Origin of the sequence: Thalassotalea sp. G20_0 (assembly GCF_017744175.1) — a bacterium.
Lineage (GTDB): Bacteria > Pseudomonadota > Gammaproteobacteria > Pseudomonadales > Endozoicomonadaceae > Endozoicomonas.
In genome coordinates this window covers 1-1,342 of sequence record NZ_JAGHQV010000201.1, presented here as the reverse complement: position 1 = coordinate 1,342, position 1,342 = coordinate 1, and the positions used below count along the sequence as shown (strand labels likewise).

Sequence of the window (1,342 nt, the reverse complement as noted above, 5' to 3'; positions counted from 1 at the left end):
TACGCGCTACCTGCGCCGCCTGACACCAGAGGAGATTCAGCAATACATCAACGGAGATAAAGATACCCGTCAAGGAACACGTCAACGGACAAATGCCCCGGCCGACCACCAGCGCCGTGAACCTGTCTGCAGTCAACCGCAGAGCCAGCCTGGACACCTTCAGCCACCAAATGAAAGTGCGCTGTTTCAGGATAAGGGCGTGGATAACGATACCAGCAATGCCGATTGCAACATTGCTGCACCAGCAGCCGGTCAAACCCCGGACAGCCCCGGTGCCCCAGCGAGGCAACCAGCGGTTCAACAGGACTGGACCCAACAACCGCTCCTGAAAGACGCTGATCCTGTTGCCAATAAAGAGCGCAGGGCAGACCTGCCTGGTTTTGTCAGGAAGCGACTGACAAGTCAATGGGATCGTTCGGTACACAGCCTGTTACAGCAGTTTTTCAACCGGAAAAAACAATTGATTCACACCCATGAAGAACAGATCGCCTGGCTCAGTCCAAAGCTGAATAAAATCCGCACAAAGCAGGGCAGCGAAGTCTTGATGGAACACCTGGCATGGGAACATATTAATGCAGCAGAGCAGCCATTGTTTGAGGATGTTGGGCACGGGCAAAAAAATGCTTTCAACTCGTGCACTGCGCATCTGAACCAGGCTCGTGATCTGCTGTTGCAGAGCATCATCCGAAAAACAGGTATTCAATACCAGCAGCTACCGGATCCGGAAAACTTTGAGGTGGATGTATTGAACATTGCGGAACGGGTCACCCCGAGCCTGACACCCATTGAGATCACCGAATGGCTGTTCGGTATTGTCTGTCAGGCCAGAAGCCTCGGGCATGTTTTCAGCACGTTCAGGCTGTTGTATCCCGGAAGTGAAAATATTGCCTCCCTCAACCGGGGCTGGTTCTCATTAAAACGTCTCTACCGAACACCCTGAGGCTCCGCGTCATATCAATGGTAAAAACTTTGTGGGGAATTTTTCTTCATCCACAGAACGATCGGTTATTTATCCTGTCCAAGAGTGTGTTCAATTAGCTTTTCTATTTTCAGAAGAGCAGTTTTATTTGCTCATGGCTGTTACGTACGGAACCAGATTGTGGAGAGACTGAGTTATAACCAATTTGTGGACAGTGTCCTCAGTGCCCAAGACGATAAAGCAAACGCCATTGCCGAAGAGCATTTTTTTGCGGGCAGGAAAGTCAGTATTGATCATAATGTCGTTCGGTCAATGTGCATAGCAAACCAACAGTGGTCTTTCACTGAGCAGGTCAAAACACTGTTGGACATTGCCATTAACAGCAACTTCTCGCCAGCGCTTGATGATAAGTCCGGCATAAAG

2 protein-coding genes are annotated in these 1,342 nt (G+C 50.0%); both read left to right on the top strand.

Annotation, left to right across the window (positions count from 1 at the left end; translation table 11 throughout):
* The coding region (locus tag J7438_RS25495; RefSeq protein ID WP_209278846.1) for a hypothetical protein at positions 1–940 on the top strand (940 nt) is incomplete at its 5' end.
* 159 nt (positions 941–1,099) lie between these two features.
* Positions 1,100–1,342: hypothetical protein (locus J7438_RS25490; RefSeq protein WP_209278845.1), on the top strand; the 243-nt coding region annotated here is incomplete at its 3' end.